Annotated in this window: 21 protein-coding genes; 12 read left to right on the top strand and 9 right to left on the bottom strand. The window is 61.5% G+C overall.

Annotation, left to right across the window (positions count from 1 at the left end):
- From FH061_RS25135 to FH061_RS25115, 5 genes are all read left to right on the top strand, one after another.
- A partial coding sequence (locus tag FH061_RS25135) for a glycosyltransferase (protein WP_151638573.1) occupies nucleotides 1-732 on the top strand: 732 nt, incomplete at its 5' end.
- A 291-nt stretch (nucleotides 733-1,023) separates the two neighbouring features.
- Nucleotides 1,024-3,267 (top strand): family 1 glycosylhydrolase, encoded by a 2,244-nt coding sequence (locus tag FH061_RS25130; RefSeq protein ID WP_151638572.1) that lies wholly within the window; start codon nucleotides 1,024-1,026, stop codon nucleotides 3,265-3,267.
- 359 nt (nucleotides 3,268-3,626) lie between these two features.
- Nucleotides 3,627-4,532: a YihY/virulence factor BrkB family protein gene (locus FH061_RS25125; protein ID WP_151638571.1), complete on the top strand. Its 906-nt coding sequence runs from the start codon at nucleotides 3,627-3,629 to the stop codon at nucleotides 4,530-4,532.
- Nucleotides 4,529-5,974 (top strand): MFS transporter, encoded by a 1,446-nt coding sequence (locus FH061_RS25120; RefSeq protein ID WP_151638570.1) that lies wholly within the window; start codon nucleotides 4,529-4,531, stop codon nucleotides 5,972-5,974. The genes FH061_RS25125 and FH061_RS25120 overlap by 4 nt, the downstream gene beginning before the upstream one ends.
- Nucleotides 5,975-6,190: 216 nt before the next feature.
- Nucleotides 6,191-7,228 carry a DUF2278 family protein gene (locus tag FH061_RS25115; RefSeq protein ID WP_151638569.1) on the top strand — a complete coding sequence of 346 codons (1,038 nt, stop codon included), beginning with the start codon at nucleotides 6,191-6,193 and terminating at the stop codon, nucleotides 7,226-7,228.
- Nucleotides 7,229-7,287: 59 nt separating this feature from the next.
- Here FH061_RS25115 and FH061_RS25110 read toward each other — a convergent pair whose 3' ends face one another.
- The 8 genes from FH061_RS25110 to FH061_RS25080 form a co-directional block, all read right to left on the bottom strand.
- Entirely contained in the window at nucleotides 7,288-8,454 is a 1,167-nt protein-coding gene (locus FH061_RS25110) for a JmjC domain-containing protein (RefSeq protein ID WP_151638568.1), read from the bottom strand.
- A 55-nt stretch (nucleotides 8,455-8,509) separates the two neighbouring features.
- A complete protein-coding gene (locus tag FH061_RS25105; protein WP_151638567.1) occupies nucleotides 8,510-9,274 on the bottom strand; it encodes a hypothetical protein in 765 nt (254 codons plus the stop codon).
- Between the two features lie 254 nt (nucleotides 9,275-9,528).
- Nucleotides 9,529-9,798: an SH2 domain-containing protein gene (locus FH061_RS25100; RefSeq protein ID WP_151638566.1), complete on the bottom strand. Its 270-nt coding sequence runs from the start codon at nucleotides 9,796-9,798 to the stop codon at nucleotides 9,529-9,531.
- 367 nt (nucleotides 9,799-10,165) lie between these two features.
- Entirely contained in the window at nucleotides 10,166-10,324 is a 159-nt protein-coding gene (locus FH061_RS30710) for a hypothetical protein (RefSeq protein WP_192805248.1), read from the bottom strand.
- 528 nt (nucleotides 10,325-10,852) lie between these two features.
- Nucleotides 10,853-11,140, bottom strand: a complete 288-nt coding sequence (locus FH061_RS25095) for a GNAT family N-acetyltransferase (protein WP_151638565.1) — start codon at nucleotides 11,138-11,140, stop codon at nucleotides 10,853-10,855.
- A gap of 120 nt (nucleotides 11,141-11,260) precedes the next feature.
- Nucleotides 11,261-11,947, bottom strand: a complete 687-nt coding sequence (locus FH061_RS25090) for a HipA N-terminal domain-containing protein (RefSeq protein ID WP_225984875.1) — start codon at nucleotides 11,945-11,947, stop codon at nucleotides 11,261-11,263.
- Nucleotides 11,928-12,224, bottom strand: a complete 297-nt coding sequence (locus tag FH061_RS25085; protein ID WP_192805247.1) for a helix-turn-helix domain-containing protein — start codon at nucleotides 12,222-12,224, stop codon at nucleotides 11,928-11,930. The genes FH061_RS25090 and FH061_RS25085 overlap by 20 nt, the downstream gene beginning before the upstream one ends.
- Nucleotides 12,225-12,484: 260 nt before the next feature.
- On the bottom strand, nucleotides 12,485-14,263 hold the full coding sequence (locus tag FH061_RS25080) for a methyl-accepting chemotaxis protein (protein ID WP_225984874.1): 1,779 nt from the start codon (nucleotides 14,261-14,263) through the stop codon (nucleotides 12,485-12,487).
- A gap of 363 nt (nucleotides 14,264-14,626) precedes the next feature.
- Between FH061_RS25080 and FH061_RS25075 the strand changes: the two genes are divergently transcribed.
- Nucleotides 14,627-15,025 (top strand): hypothetical protein, encoded by a 399-nt coding sequence (locus tag FH061_RS25075; protein ID WP_151638563.1) that lies wholly within the window; start codon nucleotides 14,627-14,629, stop codon nucleotides 15,023-15,025.
- 588 nt (nucleotides 15,026-15,613) lie between these two features.
- Complete coding sequence (locus FH061_RS25070; RefSeq protein WP_151638562.1) at nucleotides 15,614-16,510, top strand: alpha/beta fold hydrolase; 897 nt, start codon at nucleotides 15,614-15,616, stop codon at nucleotides 16,508-16,510.
- Between the two features lie 59 nt (nucleotides 16,511-16,569).
- On the opposite strand, the gene FH061_RS25065 is transcribed toward FH061_RS25070, so the two are convergent.
- Nucleotides 16,570-17,361: an AraC family transcriptional regulator gene (locus tag FH061_RS25065; RefSeq protein WP_151638561.1), complete on the bottom strand. Its 792-nt coding sequence runs from the start codon at nucleotides 17,359-17,361 to the stop codon at nucleotides 16,570-16,572.
- A gap of 148 nt (nucleotides 17,362-17,509) precedes the next feature.
- On the opposite strand from FH061_RS25065, the gene FH061_RS25060 reads away from it, so the two are divergent.
- The 5 genes from FH061_RS25060 (at nucleotide 17,510) to FH061_RS25040 (ending at nucleotide 22,597) form a co-directional block, all read left to right on the top strand.
- On the top strand, nucleotides 17,510-18,442 hold the full coding sequence (locus tag FH061_RS25060) for a DMT family transporter (protein ID WP_151638560.1): 933 nt from the start codon (nucleotides 17,510-17,512) through the stop codon (nucleotides 18,440-18,442).
- Nucleotides 18,443-18,599: 157 nt separating this feature from the next.
- Nucleotides 18,600-19,340: a GntR family transcriptional regulator gene (locus tag FH061_RS25055; protein WP_225984873.1), complete on the top strand. Its 741-nt coding sequence runs from the start codon at nucleotides 18,600-18,602 to the stop codon at nucleotides 19,338-19,340.
- Nucleotides 19,306-20,301, top strand: a complete 996-nt coding sequence (locus FH061_RS25050; RefSeq protein WP_225984872.1) for a Bug family tripartite tricarboxylate transporter substrate binding protein — start codon at nucleotides 19,306-19,308, stop codon at nucleotides 20,299-20,301. The genes FH061_RS25055 and FH061_RS25050 overlap by 35 nt, the downstream gene beginning before the upstream one ends.
- 27 nt (nucleotides 20,302-20,328) lie before the next feature.
- Nucleotides 20,329-21,705, top strand: a complete 1,377-nt coding sequence (locus tag FH061_RS25045; RefSeq protein ID WP_151638559.1) for an MmgE/PrpD family protein — start codon at nucleotides 20,329-20,331, stop codon at nucleotides 21,703-21,705.
- A gap of 130 nt (nucleotides 21,706-21,835) precedes the next feature.
- Nucleotides 21,836-22,597 (top strand): SDR family NAD(P)-dependent oxidoreductase, encoded by a 762-nt coding sequence (locus FH061_RS25040; RefSeq protein WP_151638558.1) that lies wholly within the window; start codon nucleotides 21,836-21,838, stop codon nucleotides 22,595-22,597.
- Nucleotides 22,598-23,012 lie beyond the last annotated feature (415 nt).

The raw sequence follows: 23,012 nt of genomic DNA, 5'->3' as shown, positions 1-23,012 counted from the left end.
GAAGCCAAGAAACACCGCCATGCCAATGTGCACTGCTTTCCCAGCAGCGTCGACGTCACCCATTTCCGCCAGGCGCTCGACCGCAACATCGCCCATGCCGAACTGAAGGACCTGCCGCGGCCGGTGCTGGGCTTTTACGGCGTCATCGACGAACGCTTCGATGCCGAGCTGGCCGGCCAGCTGGCCGATGCCCATCCGGAGTGGCAGATCGTGCTGGTGGGGCCGGTGGTCAAGATCGATGCGGCGAGCCTGCCGCAGCGGCCCAACATCCACTACATGGGCCAGCAGGCCTACAGCGCGCTGCCGCAGTTCCTGGCGGCGTGGGATGTGTGCCTGATGCCGTTTGCAATGAACGAGTCGACCCGCTTCATCAGCCCGACCAAGTCGCTGGAGTACATGGCTGCGGAGCTGCCGATCGTGAGCACGCCGGTCAAGGATGTGGTGGACCTGCACAGCGACGTGGTGGAGATTGCGGCGACGGCGCCGGAGTTCGTGGCCGCCTGCGAGCGCGCGCTGGCCATGTCGAGCGATGACAAGCTCAGGAAGATCCGCCTCATGCGCGACAAGCTCTCGCGCACTTCCTGGGACGTGACAGCCATGAGCATGCACAAATTGCTGGAGCAGCTTGGCCATCCGATACAGGCTGCCGATGAGAGCGCCAGTGAAGCCGCTGCGGGCTATCGCCTGCAGGGCGCCGCAGGCGGTGCCAGTCGTGCGGCGCTGCGCGAATAACAGGCAAGAAATGTGACAGCCATGTGCCGCCGCCTGGTGGAGCGGCTTGGGAATTTGTCGAGGGAAAAATGGCGACATCCTGCCGGGACAGCGAAAAGCACGGCAGGGCCGAGTGCTTGCGCGCATTCTTGACGCGCTATCGGCGTGACTATTGTCCATCGCTGGCCCGATAGATTGTTAACTCGCCCCTCCGCGGGCCGGCTCCTTGCGGACCGCGGACCCTTTCCATGCGCATTCGTCACATCAAATCACTTCAAAGACTTTAAAAACTTCAAAGGCCTGACACATTCCATGGGACAGACAACAACACAATCGATCGAGCTATGGGGAGGACTTGAATGCACCGTCAATCGGGTCCTCGACGATTACTTCAGCCAGATGGAACGCAACGGTCATGCAACCCGCAGCGACGACCTGGAACGCTTCGCGTCGCTCGGCATCCGGGCGATCCGCTATCCGGTGCTGTGGGAGCGCACCGCGCCGGACGGCATCGCCTCCGCCGACTGGTCATGGCCCGATGAACGGCTGCCGGGCCTGCAGAAGCTGGGCGTGACGCCCATCGTCGGCCTGGTCCACCATGGCAGCGGCCCGCGCCATACCAGCCTGATCGATCCGAACTTTGCCGAACAGCTGGCCGAATTCGCCGGCGCGGTGGCGCAGCGCTATCCCTGGGTCGAGTACTACACCCCGGTCAATGAACCGCTGACCACCGCGCGCTTTTCCGGGCTGTACGGCGTCTGGTATCCGCACGGCCGCGACGAGCGCAGCTTCATCCAGGCGCTGCTGAACCAGTGCCGCGCGGTCGTGCTGTCGATGCGCGCCATCCGCGCGGTCAACCCGAACGCGAAGCTGGTGCAGACCGACGACCTCGGCAAGAGCTACAGCACGCCGGAGCTGGCCGAGCTGGCCGACTTCTACAACGAACGCCGCTGGCTGTCCTGGGATCTGCTCTGCGGCAAGGTGGGGCCCGACCATGCGCTGTGGACTTATCTCACCTCCACCGGCATCGACGCGTCGGAGTTCCTCTGGTTCCGCGACAATAACTGTCCTCCCGACGTCATCGGCATCAACTACTACATCACCAGCGAACGCTGGCTGGACCACCGGGTCGACCGCTATCCGCCGGAACATGTCGGCACCTACCGCGACCAGCATCACGCCGATATCCATACCGCGCGCGTGCTCGCCACGCCGACGCCGGGCATCGGTCCGCTGCTGCAGGAAGCCTGGGAGCGTTACCAGCTGCCGATCGCCATCACGGAAGCGCATATCGATGCCAATCGGGAAGACCAGCTGCGCTGGCTGCTCGAAATCTGGGAGGCGGCGCAGGAAGTGCAGCGCAACGGCGCCGACATCAGGGCGGTCACGGTATGGGCCCTGCTCGGCTCCTATGACTGGAACTGCCTGGTCACTGCCTGCAAGGGCTACTACGAACCCGGTCCCTTCGACGTGCGGTCGCCGCGCCCGCGCCCGACCGCCGTGGCCAGCCTGATGCGCGAACTGTCGGCGGGCCGTCCGCTCTCCCATCCGGTGCTGCAGGGACAGGGATGGTGGCGCCGGCCGGGCCGCTTCGTCTGCCCGCCGGTCGCCACCAGCACGGCGGTTGCCTCGCTCACCATCGAGCGCCAGCACGGCAGAAAACAGGTGGCCCAGCCCATCCTCATCACCGGCGCCACCGGCACGCTGGGCCGGGCGTTTGCGCGCATCTGCGAAGCGCGCAACCTGGCTTACCGCCTGGTCGGCCGGCAGGACATGGATATCGCCGACCCGGCTTCCGTCGAACGCGCGCTGGAGCGCTATCAGCCCTGGGCCATCATCAATGCCGGCGGCTATGTGCGCGTCGACGAAGCCGAACAGGACAGCGAGCGCTGCTTCCGCGAAAACACGCTTGGCCCGTCGGTGCTGGCCATCGCCTGCATCCGCCACAACGTGCAGCTGATGACCTTTTCCAGCGACCTGGTGTTCGACGGCCGCCAGCAGGCGCCGTATGTCGAGAGCGACAATGTGTCGCCGCTCAACATCTACGGCAGGAGCAAGGTGGAAGCCGAACGCAGGGTGCTCGATACCCATCCCGAAGCGCTGGTCATCCGCACCAGCGCCTTCTTCGGCCCCTGGGACAGCCATAACTTCCTGACTCAGGCACTGAAGACGCTCGCCGCCGGGTCGCCTTTCATCGCCGCCAACGACGTCACCGTCTCGCCCACTTACGTGCCGGACCTGGTGCATGCCAGCCTCGACCTGCTGGTCGACAAGGAAAAGGGCGTATGGCATCTCACCAATGCGCAGCCGATCACCTGGGCCGACCTTGCGCTCAAGGCCTGCGCCATGGCCAACGTCGATCCCGGCAGGCTGGAGGCCCGTCCGGGCAGCAGCCTGGACTATGTCGCGGCGCGCCCGCTCTACAGCGCGCTGGGCACGGAAAAGGCGATCCTGCTGCCGACGCTCGATGATGCCCTGGGGCGCTATCTGCGGCTGCAGGAGCAGGCAGAGGAAGAAGACACTTCCGGCGCCGCCGCCCAGGTGGGTAATGTTTAATGCGGGTTAGAGCGGGTTGCGGGCGGGCATATCGAAGAATCGATTTGCCTGGAGCGGACTGCGAGTGAATGTATGGAAGAATCGGTCTGTCTTGGGATGCACGGTAAGGCAGACCGATTCTCCACGCACCCGCCCGCAACATGCTCTATTCTTCCCGTTGCCGGCTCATGCCATGAGGAAGCGCGCCGCTCCGCTTCCATCCCTGAGCCTTTGGCGTAACGCATAAAGATGCCGGAAATACAAAACTAATTCCGGAGACCACTCTCTGTAGGAAGGAAATGGCTGCCGGCCCGGTCGCGCCTTGATACTCGGGACACTAGGCGACAAGACACCCATTACCCCATCACTGCAGGAGCGCCATGAACATTCCCGGACTTCGCGGCCTGAGCGTCGGCAAGCTGTTCACATCCTCGGTCAAGGAATTCATCGGCGACGACATGCCGACCCAGGCAGCCGCGCTGGCTTACCACATCCTGTTCTCGCTGTTTCCCTTCTTTATCTTCCTGATCGCCCTGATCAGTACGCTGCAGCTTCCCGATTTCATTCTCTGGCTGCGACAGCAGGCCGAACTGCTGCTGCCGCAGCAGGCGATGACGCAAGTCAACGTGGTGCTGGACGAACTGCGCGAGCCGAAAGGCGGCCTGGTATCGGTGGGCGCGCTGGTTGCCTTGTGGACTGCATCGGCGGCCGCGCGCGCCACCATGAATGCCTTCAATGCCGCCTACGGCATCCGGGAAAGCCGGCCGATCTGGTTCCTGTATCCGCTGTCCATTCTCTACACCATTGCCATCGCCGCGCTGCTGATTCTTTCCGCCGCCCTGCTGCTGATTGGACCGCAGGCCATGCAATGGCTGTCTCACCAGATCGGATTCGAGCAGTTCTTCGTCACGCTCTGGACCTGGGTGCGCTGGCCGGTCATTCTCGTGCTGCTGAGCCTGAGCGCGGCGCTGGTGTATTACTCGGCGCCGGCGGCGCAGCCGCGTTTTCCCTTCATCACGCCGGGCGCGGTGCTGGCGGTACTGATATGGATTCTTGCCTCTCTCGGCTTCGACTATTACGTGCGCAATTTTGCCGACTATAGCGCCACGTATGGCAGCGTAGGATCGGTCATCGTGCTGCTTCTGTATTTCTATATTTCCTCGGCGGTGCTCCTGTTCGGCGCGGAAATCAATGCCTGCATCGAAAGGCATGCGCCTACCGGCAACATCACCGGTGACAAGCAGGGCCTGCGGGATGCCGCCGTTTCGAGGAAGCAGGCCGAATGACGGTCAACGCATCTACAGCGGCAGCGCCATCCGCAAGCGACATCCCGGCACGCCTGGACAGCCTGCCGTGGTCGCGCTGGCACTGGCGCGTGGTCATGGCGCTGGGTATCGCCTGGGTACTCGACGGGTTGGAGGTCACGCTGATCGGCTCGCTGGGCAGCGTGCTGGAAAGGCCGGACACGCTGGGGCTGACGGCGGCGCAGGTCGGCTGGACCGGCTCGCTGTACATCGCCGGCGCCGTGATCGGCGCACTGCTGTTCGGCCGCCTGACCGACCGCCTCGGCCGCAAGAAACTGTTCATGATCACGCTTGCCGTCTATATGGCGGCGACGCTGGCCACCGCCTTTTCCACCGGATTTGTATTCCTGTCCGTCTGCCGCTTCATCACCGGTCTCGGCATCGGCGGCGAATACGCGGCAATCAATTCCGCAATCGATGAACTGATACCGGCTCGCGTGCGCGGACGGGTCAACCTGGCCATCAATGCCAGCTTCTGGATAGGCGCCGCCTTCGGCGCAGGCCTGAGCCTGGTGCTGCTCGACCCCGACGTGCTCGGACCCGCGCTCGGCTGGCGCGCCTGCTTCATACTGGGCGCGGTGCTCGCGGTAGCCATCGTCCTGGTGCGGCGGCATGTGCCGGAAAGCCCGCGCTGGCTGCTGATGCACGGCAGGGCCGACGAGGCAAGGCGCATCATCGAGGACATCGAAGCGCAGGTCGCTCAGCAGCATGGCGGAACGGCGCCGCCCGTGTCAGCGGCCAGGCCCGCCGTCTCCAAAGCGTCCGGCACGCCGCCGCTGCGCCAGGTGGTGCAGGTACTGGTGCACCGCTACCGGGTGCGCAGCATCGTCGTGCTGGCGATGATGGTGGCGCAAGCTTTCATCTACAACGCGATCTTCTTTACCTATTCCCTGGTGCTGACGCGTTTCTATCAGGTGCAGGACAACAAGGTGGCGCTCTATATCTTCCCCTTTGCCCTGGGAAACGTACTTGGCCCCTTCCTGCTGGGTCCGCTGTTCGACAGCGTGGGCCGGCGAAGAATGATTACCCTCACCTATGTGCTCAGCGGCATTGGCCTGGCGCTCACTGGTTGGGCTTTCATGCAAGGGTGGCTTACCGCTTTCAGCCAGGCGATGTGCTGGACCGTACTGTTCTTCATTGCCTCTGCCGCCGCGAGCTCGGCCTATCTGACAGTGAGCGAAGTCTTTCCTCTTGAAATGCGGGCCATGGCGATTTCGATTTTCTATGCCATCGGCACCGGCACCGGCGGCTTCATTGCGCCGGTACTGTTCGGCTGGCTGATCGAGAGCGGCAATCGCAGTTCGGTCGCCATTGGTTACGCCGTCGGCGCCGTGCTTGCGCTGCTGGCAGGATGGCTTGCCCATTCCTATGCGGTCAATGCCGAACGCAAGGCGCTCGAAGAAGTGGCGAGCCTGTCGGACTAGGTTCTGACGCCACCTCTCAGCCACATCAGGCACCGTGCCAGTGATGGGCTCCACGGGAAAGCTGGAAGCCGCTGTTGCGGAATGCATCACAAGCCCTGGCAGCGGGCGAATTTTCTACGGATTGGTGAAGCGCCCTCCCTCCCCTTGAGCTTGCGCAGTCCGTGTCCGGGTTCGGCTTCTACACTCAGATGGCGACACCCATCTTCAGGAGGGATCATGTCTCTGAATAATTACGGCGTACTCAAAGGAAGGCCGATTTCGCGCCGCCTCGGCTCCGGTCCTTCGCCCCACTACCAGCTGCATATCGTGGATGACATCGGCACGAATTACCGAATCGCGGTGAATGTGAAATCGCAGCTGGCTCCATCCGAGCTCATGTATTACATCGAAAGCCACTTCGTTCATCCGCTGACGGAAACCGTTTCCCCGCTTCCTGCCGGTTTCACCGCGCTGGAACGCCGGCCGGAAAGCGGCGCCCTCGACCTCATCCGCGGCAACCTGCTTCAGCCGGAAAGGATGACTCCCCTTCCGCATGATGCGCCCGGCCCCGACAACGATCTCAACGAAAAGCTCGACCAACTGGTGCAACGCGCGATGGCGGATGAGGAAGCCGTCGTCTATGCCTTTGGCGAGCGCTGGGGGCCGGAAGAGCGCAAGGCGGACAAGTATTTCGGCTTCTTGCCGGGCAACGGGATTCACGACATTCACATGAACCAGGGGAACGTCGGCCGCTTCGTGCAGGACGACGGTGTCTGGCAGGACGGCGGCCTGCTGTTCGAGTTTCCGCGCCAGCGGCAGTGGACCGCGGTGTTCCTCAAGTTCCAGTCGCAGAGCTGGCATACCGACGACGCTACGGGACATACCCTGCGTGCGCCGGATGACGAACAGCCGGTCAGTCCCGACCCTGTCGTGCCGCAGCCGACCGACGACTTGCCCGACGGCCTGGTGCGCATTGTCGCGGCACTGGTGAACTCGAAGCAGTCGCCGGAAAGCGAATGGGTTACGCTGCTCAACCCGAGCGATCGCACCATCACGCTGGCGGGGTGGCAGCTGGCGGACAAGCAGAAGGCAAGGATGCCTCTGCAGGGGACGCTGGAAGCCGGTGCCGTCAAGCGGGTGGAAGTGCAGGCGCCCATGGTCCTGTCGAACAAGGGCGGCATGATTACCCTGCTCAATGCCGACGGCCTGAAGGTGCATGGCGTGTCATACACCAAGGCACAGGCATCCCATCCGGGCTGGACTATTGTTTTTTAAATCGAGCCGGCTAGCTCCCCCAAGGACATGTTGCGCGGACGCGCTTATCGCGCGCCCGTCTATTGGTCCGTCAACACCAGTAGGCCGGCGTCCGACAGAAACTGCACGAATGCGATGTTGACCGCATCGGAAAGCCCGCCATCGATGTCGCCGACCCTGAAGTTCCGGTGTTCGATGATGAATCCCGCCGTGTCAAGCAAGTCTTCCGACAGCGGCACCTGTCCTCCGATGAATTTCAGCGTATAAGATCCGCCGACCATCGACAGCATGCAGAGTTGATCATCCGCGATCTTCACCTGCGATTCGATAGTGACGCTTGGCTTTGGTGACGCCCAGCGCAGCTGGTTGCCAGGCAGGCGGGAACTTACCTGCAGGAGGCGATCCTGTGCGTCGGAAAGCGCTTGCTGGATATCCGCTGCGCCGACACGATCGAAGACACCCGCGATTTGCATGACATCATCAAGATCCGCGTTTCCGGCCAGCCCCCTCAAACAGGAAAACGGCATTGACCTGCGCAGGCATTCGTCTCTCGCGGCCAGCCGCTTGATCAACAGCTTGAGCAAGGTCGCCCGGCGCACCGCCGAGACGGATAGGGTCAGGTGCAGCGATTGCGAATCTTCGGTGCAGGCGTCATGGATATATCCGCGCGGCAGATACAGCACATCGCCCGGACGAAGCATCAGTTCAACAAAGGCCAGGCCAGCGGTGTCCGGGCAATGGTAGGGCTGATCTTCCATCGGAAGCAGCGGGCCGCCTTCATAGACACGCCAGGTCTTTGCTCCCGCCAGCTGCATCACGAATACATCCTGATCGTCATAGTGAGCATTCAATCCCTTGCAGCGCGGCGCGGTCAGATAGAGATTCACGTTGCAGCGAAAGCAGAAGAATTTCTCCACATCGCGGCAGAAGGCGGCCACACTTGCGCTCTTTTGCTGATAGTTGTTGACGACCACCGTATAGCCATTGTTGAAGGCATCGGCTACCGCGTCGATGGTCGGCAGGCCTTCCGCGTAGGGGGTGTCCATGGCGCGCGTACCTGCCTTGGCCAGGCTGACATCGCCCCATTGCGATGAATACCGCCAGATCTGCCGCTCCAGATCGAGATCGTCCAGCAAGTGCTGAAAATAGGACGCGTCGTTCCGGCTGACGTGCAAATAGGCTTTTTCGAAATAGTCGGAAAGAAACGCAGCGGTATCATGCGGAGCAATCAAGGTCTGCAGGCTCATGAGACACCTTTGATCCAGGGTTCGGGAATGAAAGGAAGCTCCCGTTCGCGGCGGCTCATATTGCCATCTGCTTCTCGCGCTCGAGTTCGATCATGGTGAGGTCATTGAAGCCGCGCACCCGCTTCTCGAACAGGTCAACCATCAGATCGGCGCGCCCCTCGTTGGCGAGCGCTTCGAATATCCTCGCGGTGTAGTCGATGTGCCTTGCTTCATCCCGAATGAGGGACGCGCAGAACATGCCGATGCGCTGCTGCGCCGTGGCAGGCGCATACACCTCGATGACCGAGCGAAGCAGATACTGCAGCACCAGAGCGCGTATCTCCGTGAGATGAACACCGACCAGTTCATTGATGGAATCATCGGCAGACATCCGGTTTTCCGGAGCAAGTCGTCTGGCTTCAGGAAGCTGGTCCGGCGAATAACGGGGTTGCTGCTGCCGGATGCGCTCTTCCGTTCTTGCGTCCATCGTCAGCCCTGGAAAAGTCAGGCGGAGCATGCTGACGAACATTGTCGAATGCCGCGATTCGTCCAGCGCATGCTGCTGGACGGCTTCGATATACTCATCCTGGTGCATCCGCGTTGAAAAATTCCATATCTGGGTTGCCCCGTAACCTTCGAGCGCCGAATTGGCCACCAGTGAATTGGCGAACCATTCGGGATCACGCGCGAGTTCGAAATAGCGGCGGCCGAACCAGTTCATCGAAAACGGCGGCGGCGCAGTACTGAAACTGTGATCGAGAATGCGTGCGTAGCAGGGATATTCGCGAGCGGTAATGTCACGCAGATTGTCCATCACCAGGCTCGCCAGGTTGTTCATCATGAAGCACTCCTCGTCGTGCGTGACCATGCGGCGATCATGGGTAGCGGGTAATGCATGATCCGTATTGCGTATTGCGTATTGCGTATTGCGTATTGCGCCGTACGTCGCTTGATCGCCCGGCCCCGCGGTCGCCCGGTTTCATAGTCTTGCTGTCACACAGTCATACTGTCTTGCGGCAGTATGGGCCGCCGCTTCGCCGCCGCCGCACCGCTACCGGGGCAGGTCTTTTACGCGGTGGTTCGCGCGGCGAGTTCTCATGACGTGCTGGAGAACTGGTAATTACGAATGGTAAAGGCGCCGGGAGCCTTCGCATCAAAACTATAGTTGCGGATGGTGAAAGCACCGGGCTGATCTGTGCTGAAAGAGTGGTTCCTGATCATGAAGGCGCCGGGACTCTCCGGATCGACGTCATGCGTCACCTGAAGCTTGCCGACCGCCTTGCCCATGGTGGCAAGATCGGCCTTGGTCAATTTGAAGGACAGGATTTCGCGCTGCGCATCCTTGAGCATGTGTTCGTTAGTCATGATATTTCCTTGCTGATGAAGGACCGTGTCGCCATATCGCAATGCGGAGAACTGCGCCATAAAGGCATAAAGGCATAACGGCATTACGTGTTCGATATGATCGCAGCCCGTGGCCGCGCCAGGACGACACGATGGCACCGCACATCGTGTACGGCGACGGGGACTGGCGCCTGTCCATTGTTCGCCGACCTGGTTACCAGCCACGATTAATTATCGGTAAACCCCGCTGAATTGATACCCGCCGATGTTTGATCCAGCGCATAAGTGCAAGCTGACCGATCATGACGCTGCCGTTTCTTTTGCAGTCGTTTGTCGGATGCGATCCATGTAATGGAAGCGAACTGGATGCCGCGAAGGTACTAGTACCCTAACGCGCTAACGATTCGCATGGCGCGGGCGTCAAAAGAAAGGCATGGCTGACGCCGTTGATGAAACCGCTGCCGGTTATCCGGCTCAGGCTGTTGATCGCTGAAGCGGCGTAGAGCCTTGTCCATTCGCGCACACCGACAACCGCCAATTCGTTCAAGTCGCGTATCTTCCCGTCCGTCCAGACAACCGCGCGCAAGGAACCGTCGACATCAACGACTCCGGACTCCATGCGCGGACAGTAATCAAAATATCGATGAGATGATGAGTCAGGCTGGCATGGCGGGCCGTTCGGAGCGGATTGCGGGTGGTGCGAGGAAAAATGGTTTGTCCTGGGCGTCAGGACAGTCAATGCAGTCAATGCAGTCAGCGCAGTCGGCGCAGTCAGCACAGCGCGGGAGAAGCACCGCATGGCGGACGACACCAGCGCTAGACGACGCAGCCATGCGCCCCACACAGGTCGAGGCGACCTTGCCCTCATCCACAAGCCGCTTCAAGCAGACAAGCCGCGGCGCATATGTCCCGGGATAAGGCACGCCATCGACTTTATCGGCTACACGCAGATGCCGTAGTCGTTACATTGCCAATGCCATTGGTGGCACGGGTATTCATGCCGACCGGCGACGGCGCTGAGCCTGACGGCTGCCTCCCGGGCCGGGATTCCATCCTCGCACCGGATTTTTCCCGGTCAGGATTGCGCGACCAGATCGGCATACTCCTGGTGCTTGCCGATATATTGCGCGATGAAACCGCAGGCGGGAATCACGCGTTTGCGCTCGTCGCGGATCAGGTCCAGCGCCTGTTTCGCCAAGGCCGAGCCATAGCCCTTGCCGCCGTGTTCGGGCGCGATCTCGGTGTGGGTGATCGTGACGGCATCGCCGGAAGGCCTGTACTGCGCGAAGCCGACCATCTGGCCATCTGCAATCAGTTCGTAACGCTGCGCGCCGGTATTGTCCTTGAGTGTCGTGCCGTTCATGGTGCCTTTCTCCTTGTGTGATTTGCCATGCATCAGTATCCGTGAGGTGTCACTTCGATGCGCGCAGGAGCGAGAGGTTCTGATGCAGGCGCACATGCAGCATTGCCTGCCATGCCGGGCCTAGCGTGGTGGCTGCGCGGTCGAATGTTTTTCCAGCCCGCTTGCCGCGCCCCATTGCTGCCCGAAAAACTCCAGCCGGGGAATGTCGGCAACGTCGCTTTGCATCCCTGGCTTGACCAGCCAGTATTGCCCTTCTCCGTCCTGAATCGTTGCCTTCGGCCGGGCGCCACCCACGCTGGCAGTCTGCACCAGGCGGCGGCGCGGTCGCGCATCGACCGGCGGGCGCTGTTCGCTCAGGGCGGCCAGTTCCCGGACCATGGATTCCAGCTGCGGCAGTTTCGGACTGGCAAGCACCGCAATCGATGGCTTGCGTCCCGTGCCGACGGCGAGCGCGCCCCAGCGGTCCGCATTGCCGGCCAATAAGAGGAAACGGAACAGGGGTGTTCCTGCAGGCAGATTGTGTTGCCTGCGCAACAGTGCTTGTCCCCATGCGTCCGGACAGGCATCCCGCAGGACATCATGCAGGCCGCCGTAGCGCGGCGCGGACCATTCGGCTTCGGGTCGGAATGGCAGATTGACAGGGTCGATGGCCCAGCTCAGGCCCGCATCAACATAGCTGGGCGCATATTTGAATCTGGCCGTACCCGCGCCGGCCACGTCGGCTTGATAACGCCCTACCGTCACCCATTCCGCCGTATCGGGACGCTGAAGGTAGACATACAGCGGCTTAGAAGTAGTCGGCATCATCCTCACCTCCGCGTTCCTGCCGGCTCAACCTTACCCTGCGTTGCGGCAGATCCGACCATAGCGGGGGCGGCAGCGGCGGCGCCGCGTCATCGACCACGCCCAAGGTCAGCAATGCCGTGAGATAAATTCCGGTGCCGACGCCAGGGTCACCCTGCTCCAGTCGGCGCAGGGTCGCCTCGGAGATTCCAATCCGGGTGCACAGCTCCGCTGCGGTGATGCGCTGGCGCAGACGCTGGGTGCGGATGCAGCGACCCCAGCTGCTCAGGCGCTCCTGCACCAGAGTGGGGGAGTGAATCCATAGGAAGCAACTTTTTCGGCATCAATTCCCCCTTCATAGATGACGTATTACGACGCATAAAATGCCATCTATGATGTCTTCAAAAAATCTATTACCTTTGAAGATAGCGTCTTATGTCTTATAAAAGATATTCTATGAGGGGATTTCTCTTCAAGAAAATGGTAATGGCCGGTTCCGGAAAAGAAAATGGCCAGCATCAAAGCCGGCCATTTTCTTCTTTCCCGACGCGATTTCGGGGATCAGAACTCTTCCCAATCGTCCTGAGCCGCCGGCTTCGCGGCCAATGCCGTCTTCTGCACCGGCTTGACGGCGGTTCTTTCTCCGCTGCCGATGCGCTGAGCCGGAGCGGCCTTGTGCGCAGATCTGGGCGCCGGCGCAGCCTTGCGCGGTGCTGCAGCAACGGGAGCATGGAACTGCTGAACTTGCTGCACCTGCGCATGGTCGAGCTTGAACAGGCCGACCGCATGCGCCAGCTTCGCCGCCTGGTTCTGCAGGGCTTCGGATGCAGCTGCGGCTTCTTCCACCAGCGCCGCGTTCTGTTGGGTCACGCCATCCATCTGCGTGATGGCGGCATTGATCTGTTCGATGCCCGAGGTCTGTTCCTGGCTGGCTGCGGTGATTTCCCGCATGATGCCGGTGACCCGGTGCACGCTCTCGACAATTTCATGCATGGTCGCGCCGGCCTGGTTCACCAGCCGGCTGCCGTTCTCGACCTTTTCGGTCGAATCCCCGATCAGTTCCTTGATCTCCTTGGCGGCGTTGGCCGAGCGCTGCGCCAGCGTGCGCACTTCCGCCGCGACCACCGCAAAGCCGCGCCCCTGCTCGCCTGCACGCGCGGCTTCCACCGCGGCGTTCAGCGCCAGAATGTTGGTCTGGAAGGCAATCCCGTCGATGACGCTGATGATGTCCACGATCTTGCGTGCGGATTCATTGATCTCTTCCATCGTGCCGACCACCTGGCTGATGACTTCGCCGCCCTTGCTGGCGACCTCGGATGCCGCCGCCGCCAGCGCGTCGGCCTGGCGCGCATTTTCCGCATTCTGCTTGACGGTCGATGTCAGCTCTTCCATCGATGATGCGGTTTCCTCCAGCGAACCGGCTTGCTGCTCGGTACGCGAGGACAATTCCAGATTGCCGGACGCGATCTGCGCCGATTCGCTGGCAATGGTGTCGGCGCTGGCACGCATTTCTCCAACCATCCGCACGATACTGTCGCGCATGGTCTTGATCGCGTACAGCAGGCTGACCTGGTCGCCTTCCTTGAGCTTGATCGGTACGGTCAGGTCGCCGGCGGCGATCTGCTGGGTAATATCGACCGCGTAAGCCGGTTCGCTGCCGAGCTGGCGCAGCACGCTGCGCGAAATGGCGAGACCGACCGCCACCAGCAGGATGCCGAACACCAGCGCGCCGCCGAGGAATTCGATTGCCTTGACGGTCATTGCCTCATTGACCGAATCGACATACACGCCCGAGCCGATCACCCAGCCCCATGGCGCGAAGCCCTTCACATAAGAGATCTTTTCCACCGGCTCGCTGCTGCCCGGCTTCGGCCACATGTAGGAAACCATGCCGCCGCCGTTCTGGCGAACGGTGTTGACGAATTCGACGAAGAGGCGCTTGCCGGTCGGATCCTTGTTTTCCGACAGATCCTTGCCTTCGAGTTCCGGCTTGATCGGATGCATGACCATGCGCGGCTGCATGTCATTGATCCAGAAGTATTCATTGCCGCCGTAGCGCAGGCGCTTGAGCGCATCCATTGCGCCCTGCTTGGCTTCCGCCTCGGGGACCTTTCCCTTTACCGACAGATCATGATGATGTACCAGGATGCCGTGCGCAGCCTCGACGATCTGCTGCACCGCCATCTGCCTCTCCTTCATCATCGACTGCTTCTCTGCATAGATGAAGACGACTGTCATGCAAACCAGGCCGATGAACGCGCTTGCGACCAGCAGGCCGAGTTTTCGGGTAATGCTCGTGGAAGATGATTTCTGCTGCGCGGCCATGATTGTCCTTGTCATTTCATTATGGCTGACCAGCGGCGGCACATGATCGAAGGAATCTCTACCTTGTCATGTCTTGCCATGCCGATAGCGGTCTCCTTTGCCTGGAATAATTCCTCACAGGAAACTAAGTATAGCCATCGACTGTTAAAAAATGGAAGTGTTTTCTTGCCATGCGATGTAGTAAAACCATTGCGAATAAAGCTTTACAGCTGCGTGAACAGGCTTGGCTTTTACCGCATTGGGGATAAAGCGATGCTGCCGCAACCGGGCAGTGCAAAAACAGCAAGGTCCGTCGAAAACCGTCCGCCTTGCGGGACTCGGACGGTGCGCCTGAGGGGAAACTGAAGACGCAGCCCGTTGACTCTACTGACATGCGGCTTGCTGACCGCAACGTCCGACGCTTTGCTTTTCTTCAAGAGCATTCTCGGCTGCGACTGGCTTGCATGCCAGACAGTTAATACCAATGTCGGGATAAGCCCTGCAGCAAAGCATCCCATGCGCGGTGCGAAATTGCATCCAGCTTTATTTTCTGCAAATTCCCATATTCATGGCATGTTAGCGCTAGCTTTTTCGGGGTTTAATTGCCTCAAATCAACAAAAAGGCCGAGTATGGATCGCAGGGAGAAAAGGCTTACGCGCGGCATGGGAACAATGCTGCTGGTTCTTGCAGTATTGTCCGTCGTGCTGGATTCGCCGCTTTCCGCGCTGATAGCGGGCCTGGTCGGCATCATGTGCCTGGTCTGGAGCTTCCTGGAGAATTGGCTGGACAGGGAATAGCGGGTCGTCGCGGCACGTCTTTTCCGCCTAAAGCGGATTGCAGGCGGGTGCATGCAACAATCGGTTTTCCCTGGGATGCAGGTCAAGCCTGCATCCGGCCCGAATGCCAGGCCGCGCTGACTCGCTGACTGCCCAAGGAGAATGGACACGAATACCTTGGGGATCATGCCCGGCAAGCGAAGCAGGCTTGCCGCTGCAGGTGTTCGCTCCATGTGCCGATGGCGTTCATGGACATGGCGGCGGGCGGGCCTGGAGAATTGCGATGTCGTCCAAATCCTTCATTCATAACTCTCCGGGAAAGAATGAAATAGTCTGAAGTCACTTATCAGCGCCCTGATCATCGTTACCATATGTTCATCCCTGTCGCATACATCGCTTTCAGCTACGCCTGATGCAGCCGATGATGCACCAGGCTGTGGTTGCTAAGAGTCTGACAAGAGTCGCGAACGGTTCGGCGTTGCGTTGAAGATCGAAGCGTACGCGTACTGAGCGTACAACCGGAAACTGGTCGACTTGCCGGCTGTCATCCGCCCTTGCACGCCTATAATCTGCTCACGACACCGGTTTAGCCCTACGGATGACACCCTGATGAATGAACCTCTTTTCCCCGGCTTTCGCACGCTTTCCCTGGATGTCGACAAGGATGTGGCGATCCACGCAGTCATGGGCGGCGATGGACCGCCGCTGCTGCTCCTGCATGGCCATCCCCAGACGCACGCCATCTGGCACAAAGTGGCGCCGGCGCTGTGCGAGCGATTCACCGTCGTCGCCTGCGACCTGCGCGGCTACGGCGATTCTTCCAAGCCCGCCGGCGCCGACGGCCATGTCAATTACAGCAAGCGGGTCATGGCGAACGACGTGCTGCAAGCCATGAAGCAGCTCGGCTTCGACCGGTTCAGCGTGATGGCGCACGACCGGGGCGCGCGGGTCGCTCATCGCCTGGCTGCCGACCATCCGCATGCCGTCGAACGCGCGGTGCTGCTGGATATCGCGCCCACGCTCGCCATGTACGAGCAGACCACCGACATCTTTGCAAGAGCCTATTGGCACTGGTTCTTTCTGATACAGCCGGCGCCGCTGCCGGAACGGTTGATAGAAGCCGATCCCGAAGCCTATGTGCATGATGTGATGGGCCGCCGCAGCGCAGGGCTTGCGCCCTTTGATCCGCGCGCGCTTGCCGAATACAAGCGCTGCCTCGCCCTGCCCGGCACCGCGCACGGCATCTGCGAAGACTATCGCGCCGCGGCCACCATCGATCTGGAACATGACCGTGCCGATCGGGATGCCGGTCTTCTATTGGAGATGCCGCTGAAAGTCCTTTGGGGAGAGCATGGCGTGGTGCACCGCTGCTTCGATCCGCTCAAGGAGTGGCGCAGGCTTGCCACGCGGGTCGAGGGCGAGGCGCTGGCCTGCGGCCACTATGTGCCGGAGGAAGCGCCTGCCGCATTGCTCGCCAGGGCGCTTCCCTTCCTCGCAGGCGGATAGCGCGGATTGCAGGACAGGAAACTGGCGAGGCCGCATGTCCTGCATGACCCTTGCCTGCCTCAGCCGCCCTTTCGGCATTCATCCGGGGTCATGCCCGCCATGCGGCGGAACATGGTGATGAATGCCGACGCGCTGCCGTATCCCAGGTCGAGCGCGATGCTTTCCACCGTCCGTCCCGCCTCGAGCAGCGGCATGGCTTTCACGACGCGAAGCCGTTGCCTCCACTCCGCCAGCGACATTCCCAGTTCGCGCTGACAGCGGCGTATCAGCGTGCGCTCCGTCGTATTCGCCTGGCGCGCCAGTTCGGGCAGCGTGCGCGTGTCGCCGGGGTTGGCTTCCAGGGCCTGCAGCACGGGCCCGAGAACAGGGTCGTCCGACGTCGGAAGATAGCTTCCCGCATATTCGGCCTTGACGATCTGGTCCAGCAGGACGCGCAACAGCCTGTCATCTTCCTCGGTTCGCTGCGCTTCGGGCGCCGGCGGATGGTCGCGAAGATGTTCAAGTATCGCCCGGACCAGTGGATTGACCGTAATGGCGCATGTGGTTCGCGGCAGCGCCGCGCAGAATTCCTCTGCGATGTACACCGAGCAGAAACTGGTCTCGTACCTGTTGAGGCCAACGTGCTCGACATACGGCGGCAGCCAGATTCCATACTGCGGCAGTGCCAGGTAGTGGTTGTTGGCCAGCTTCACCTCCATGAGGCCGCTGAAGGAATACACCAGTTCTCCGCATGCGTGATGATGCTGGTGCGTGGCGGCGTTGGCGGGGACGGAGGCGGAACGGAAATAGACCGGCACCGGCAGCGATCCGCTTACCTGGGGCGGAAACAGATGCTTTGCTTTTGTCTTCATGATGATTTTTCCAGCGTCATGACGGAGGCAACAGGTTGGATTCCGTCGCTTGGCGGATTAACGCGATCGAATGTCAGTTTCCCAGTATATCCATTGCTTCCGCCAAGCGCATAATTGCCGCCACATTGACCAAGCGACAGGAATTCTTGTGGATGCGCGTAAGGCACTCGATGGACAGGCCATCGGACTCATGGTTGTCCTCTGCATGGTATGGGGCCTGCAGCAGGTGGCTCTCAAGGCAACGGCGGACGACATCAGTCCGCTGCTGCAGATTTCCCTGCGCTCGGGCATCGCCGCGGTGCTGGTGGGGCTGGTGATGATCGCGCGCAGGGAGACGCTGTCGATGGCCGGCGGTCTCTGGCGTCCCGGACTGATCGTCGGCGTCCTGTTCGCGATGGAGTATCTGTTCGTGGCCGAGGCGCTGCGCCATACCTCCGCGGCCCACACCGCGGTTTTTCTTTATACCGCTCCGATATTCGCGGCGCTCGGCCTGCACTGGAAGATGCCCGCCGAGCGCCTTGCCCCGATGCAGTGGCTGGGCATTGGCATCGCCTTCGTCGGCATCGTGATGTCGTTCTCCGGACATGGGCTGCCGGCATTCTCGGGCAGCATCGGCGGCGTGCTGTGGGGAGATCTGCTGGCACTCGCCGCCGGCGCTTCGTATGGGGCGACCAGCGTGGTGATCCGCTGCACCGGCCTCTCGCGCATACCCGCAACCCAGACCTTGCTGTATCAGCTTCTTGGCGCTTTCATCATTTTGCTGGCGGCGGCGGCGAGCAGCGGCGAGATGTCCGTCAACCCGACGCCGCTTGTCTGGAGCGCCATGATTTTCCAGACGCTGGTCGTGTCGTTCATCAGCTTCCTGGTGTGGTTCTGGCTGCTGCGTCACTACCTCGCCTCCCGCCTCGGCGTCTGCTCGTTCATGACACCGATTTTCGGCGTAGCCCTCGGCGCATGGATTCTCAACGAAAAGATCGAACCGCGCTTCATCGCCGGCGCATTGCTGGTGCTGGCCGGGATCGTTCTGGTCAGCGGATATGAATGGATGAAGCGCGCAGCGCTGGCCCGGGCCGAAACCTGAAGCATCGCACCCGGTTCCGGGTCACGATCGGATGCCGCCCCGGACAACGGGGCGTCCGCATTGCAAAAATGCAATTCGCCCGTCATCGAAAAACACCTTGACAATGGCTTATTAGCTCGACTAACGTACATCGTATACGATGTACAAAAGGAGAAACATGAGCTTTGCCATGCCATGGGCCAAGGGCGATCTTGGAGAAACCTTGCTGCAGCACATCCGGGACGTGCCGCTGGCACGCGTGATCCGCGACGAGGTGCTTGCGCTCATCCTGCGCGGCGAGCTGGCGCCGGGAGACCGGATCACCGAACCGATGATCGCCGGCAGACTGGGCGTTTCGCGCGTGCCGGTGCGCGAGGCATTGAGGGATCTGGAAAGCACCGGCCTGGTCGAGTCCCGCAAGCACACCGGCGTGTTCGTGCGCCAGCTTTCCCGCAAGGAAACCGAGGATCTGTACGAGCTGCGCAGCGTCCTTGACGCCTTTGCCGGACGCGCCGCCGCCGCCAGGGGCGATGCTGCGCTGGTGGAAAAGCTCGAACGGCACCTGCAGCTGATGGAACAGGCCGCGATCTCCAAGGATGTCGTGACCTATTACGAGGCCAATCTCCATTTCCACTGGGACGTCATCGATGCCGCCGGCAACGAACAGATCCGCTCCGTTTACCGCGGCGCGGTGCAGAAGCTCCATCTCGCGCGGCTCAAAAACCTGTCCACCGACGTGGGCATGCTCAATTCCATCAGGGAGCACCACGCGATTGTCGATGCCATTCGCGCAAAACAGCCGGAGGTCTGCGAAGCCCTGATGGCCAACCATGTCAAGGCCGCCGGAGAGCGGCTATCCAGACTCAATCTTGAAGGAGACCAACGTGAACAAGAGATCGATAAAGAGAAGGACACTTAAGCTGCTGGCCGCCATCGGCGCCATCGGCGCCGTCGCTTTGCCCATGGGATCGTCGGCACAGGACGCCTATCCGACAAAGACGGTACGCATCATTGCGCCGGTGGCGCCCGGGGGCGGCGTCGACCTGGTGGCGCGAACCGTGGCGGAACGCCTCACCAAATCCATGGGGCAGTCCTTCATCGTTGAAAACCAGAGCGGCGGCGGCGGCATCATCGCGTCGCAGGCGGTCGCCCGTGCGGCGCCGGACGGCTACACCCTGCTGCTGGGTTATGTCGGCACCCATGGCACCAACCCGGCGGTGCGCAAGCTGCCTTACGACGCGATCAAGGGCTTTACGCCGATCGCGATGGTTGGCGGCACGCCGAACGTGCTGGTGACATCGCCCAGCATCCCGGCGAAGAACCTGAAGGAATTCATCGACTACGTGAAGGCCAACCCGGACAAGGTCAGCTATGGTTCGGCGGGACAGGGAACCCTGACGCACCTGGTGATGGAACAACTGAAAGAAGAGACCAAGTCCGACATGGTGCATGTGGCCTACCGCGGCATCGGCCCTGCCATCACCGACGTCCTGGCCGGCCAGACGCAGGCGATGTTCCCCGGGCTGGCAGCCGCCCTGCCCCATCTGCGGGCCGGCAAGGTCAAGCCCATCGCCATCACCGGCGCCGCCCGTCACCCATTGCTGCCCGACGTGCCCACGCTCGAGGAACTCGGATACAAGGGTTTCACGGGAGTGCAATGGTACGGGATCATGGGCCCGGCCAACATGCCCAAGCCGATCGTCGCCCGCCTCAATAGCGAGATCAACAAGCAGATCAACACGCCCGAGCTCAAGCAGAAACTGGCCGGCGAAGCGCTGGAAACCATGCCGATGACACCCGAGCAGTTCGGCGATTACGTCAGGAACGACATCGCCAAATGGAGCGAGCTCGTCAAGGCACGAAAAATAGAAATCGAATAACCCATCCCAACTCGAGAGAACATTTCCATGGCACGCAACACCACCGTCAAGGCAGACCATAACGCGCCGGCGATTACCGAACTCCTGGCCAAATTCGTTGTAAACCATCCATCGAAAGGCTGGAGCGACAAGGTCGACTACGAGGCGCACCGCACGTTCGCCAACTGGTTCGGCTGTGCGATCGGTCCGTCGCAGCATGAAACCGTGCACGCCGCGCTGGCCGCCGTCAGCGAACTGTCGCCGGCGCCGCAGGCCGCCATCCTCGGGCGCAGGGAACGGGTCGACATCGCCAACGCGGCGATGATCAACGGCATCAGCTCGCATACCTTCGACTTCGACGATACGCACCTGAAGACCATCATCCATCCCGCCGGTCCGGTCGCCTCCGCGGTGCTCGCGCTCGGCGAGCATATCGGCTCGACAGGCCGCGAAATGATCGATGCGCTGGTGCTCGGCATTGAAGTGTCCTGCCGGCTCGGCAATGCGGTCTATCCCAATCACTACGACCGCGGCTGGCATATCACCGGTTCCACCGGCATGCTGGGCAGCGCGGCCGCCTGTTCGCGCCTGTTGAAGCTCGACGCCGCCCGCACCCAGATGGCGCTTGGCATCGCCGCCTCCCAGCCGATCGGCCTGCGGGAACAGTTCGGCACCATGACCAAGCCCTTCCATCCCGGCGGCGCGGCGAAGGCCGGCCTGATGGCGGCGCTGATGGCCAAGCACGGCTACACGGCATCGAAGCGGGCGCTCGAAGCACCGCGCGGACTGCTGCAGGTTTTTTCGGACAAGACCGACTGGGCCGAAGTCACCGAAAAGCTCGGCGAAACCTGGGAAATCGAGATCAATACCTACAAGCCGTTCGCCTGCGGCATCGTGATCCATCCGAGCATCGACGGTTGCGTGCAGCTGCGCAACCAGCACAATCTGAAGCCGGAAGACATCAGCAAGGTCACCATCAAGGTGCATTCCCTGGTATTGGAACTGACCGGCAAGAAGACGCCCGCCGATGGCCTGCAAGGCAAATTCAGCGTGTACCACTCCTGCGCGGCGGGCATCATCTTCGGCCGCGCAGGAGAGCACGAGTATTCCGATGAAGTCGTCAACCGCGAGGACGTGGTTGCGCTGCGTTCGAAAGTGGAAGCGATCGTCGACGACAGCATTGATGAAGCATCGTCCGACGTCACCATCGAAACCACGGACGGCAGAACGCTGCACGTGTTTGTCGAGCATGCCGTGGGCAGCGTCGAACGTCCGATGACCGATGAACAGCTCAAGGCGAAATTCGTCGATCAGAGCGAGCCGGTCATCGGCAGGGAAAAGGCCGAGCAGGCCTGGACACTATCGATGCAGCTTGCGACGCTGTCCAGCGTCAAGAACCTGCTGGGCGCGGCAACGCCGGCTTGACGGCAGCCGGCTGGAAGCAGCGCAGGCACGCATGCCGGCCCTGCTTCCGCCCCCGCTTCCGCTAACGCGCTGAATCGTTTCGTTCGCGCGCAAGAACGACTTCCGAATCTTCACTCCGCAGGACCACATCATGACCAGCACCGACCAGCCCCGAAAAATTGCATTGGTAACCGGCGCAAGCCGCAATATCGGCAGGGAAATCGCATTGTCTCTCGCGCGCCAGGGTGTCGCCGTTGCGGTCAACGTGCGGGAATCCGTCGACGAGGGCCAGGCGGTGGCCGATGAGATCATCAGGCAGGGCGGAAGCGCCATGCTGTGTCCCGGCGATGTCACCGACAGGGACTCGGTCGACAGGATGATCGCCGCTATCGAACTGCGCTGGGGGAGGCTGGACATCCTCGTCAATAACGCCGCCGTGCGCAAGGAAGTCCCCTTCTCCGGGATGGCCGCCGCCGAATGGCATAGAACGCTTGCCGTCGTACTTGACGGCGCATTCCATTGCACCCAGGCGGCCTTGCCCCTGCTCAGCCGCTCGGCTTTCGGCGCCGTCATCAATATCGGCGGGCTGACGGCACATACGGGCGCTGAACACCGTGTGCACGTGGTGACGGCGAAGGCGGGACTGGTGGGAATGACGCGCGCGCTGGCGAACGACCTGGCGGAACACGGCATCACGGTCAACTGCGTCGCGCCCGGAATGATCGATACCGTGCGCAAGAGCGCCAGTTCCTCCGCGGTTCCCGGCCACCATGGCAGCCGCCGCACGCTGCTCGGCCGCAACGGCTCCGCAATGGACGTCAGCGAGACGGTAGCCTGGCTTGCAGGCGACAACGCGCGCTTCATCACCGGACAGGTGATCCACGTTAACGGCGGCGCGTATCTTGGCGGTTAGAGCGTTTTCGCCCAATCAAGCTTCCATTTTCCCTTCGTAACCCGCCGCCACAACGCGGAGTGCGGGCAAGGCATGCGTTCCCGATCGAGGCCGATGCAGCCGTGCCTTCGGTCAAGGCACTCAAGTCTCCGGACACTCCGCGGGCATCCCGCCGGCACCCCGGCCTCTTTCCCGTCCCTCACCTGAAGCGCCGGCGGCGGCACAAGATGGCCCCCGTTATTTTTCCAGATGAAACACTGCCGTCACGCCATGAATTTAATCCGGGAAACCAAATCCCGGCCTGCCCTGCCCGACTTTTGCCAAAAATCGCCTCGTGCGACTGAACTGCTGTATCGCCCGTTCATATAATGGGAAAATCATTGTGTCAACATGGTGACTGTCACTTCATTAATGAGGATGAGGAACGCCGACAACG

The sequence above is a fragment of the Noviherbaspirillum aerium genome (genome assembly GCF_008929045.1).
In the GTDB taxonomy this organism is placed as follows: domain Bacteria; phylum Pseudomonadota; class Gammaproteobacteria; order Burkholderiales; family Burkholderiaceae_D; genus Noviherbaspirillum; species Noviherbaspirillum aerium.
The sequence above is the reverse complement of the archived record's forward strand: the minus strand, read 5'-3'. Positions and strand labels throughout refer to the sequence as shown.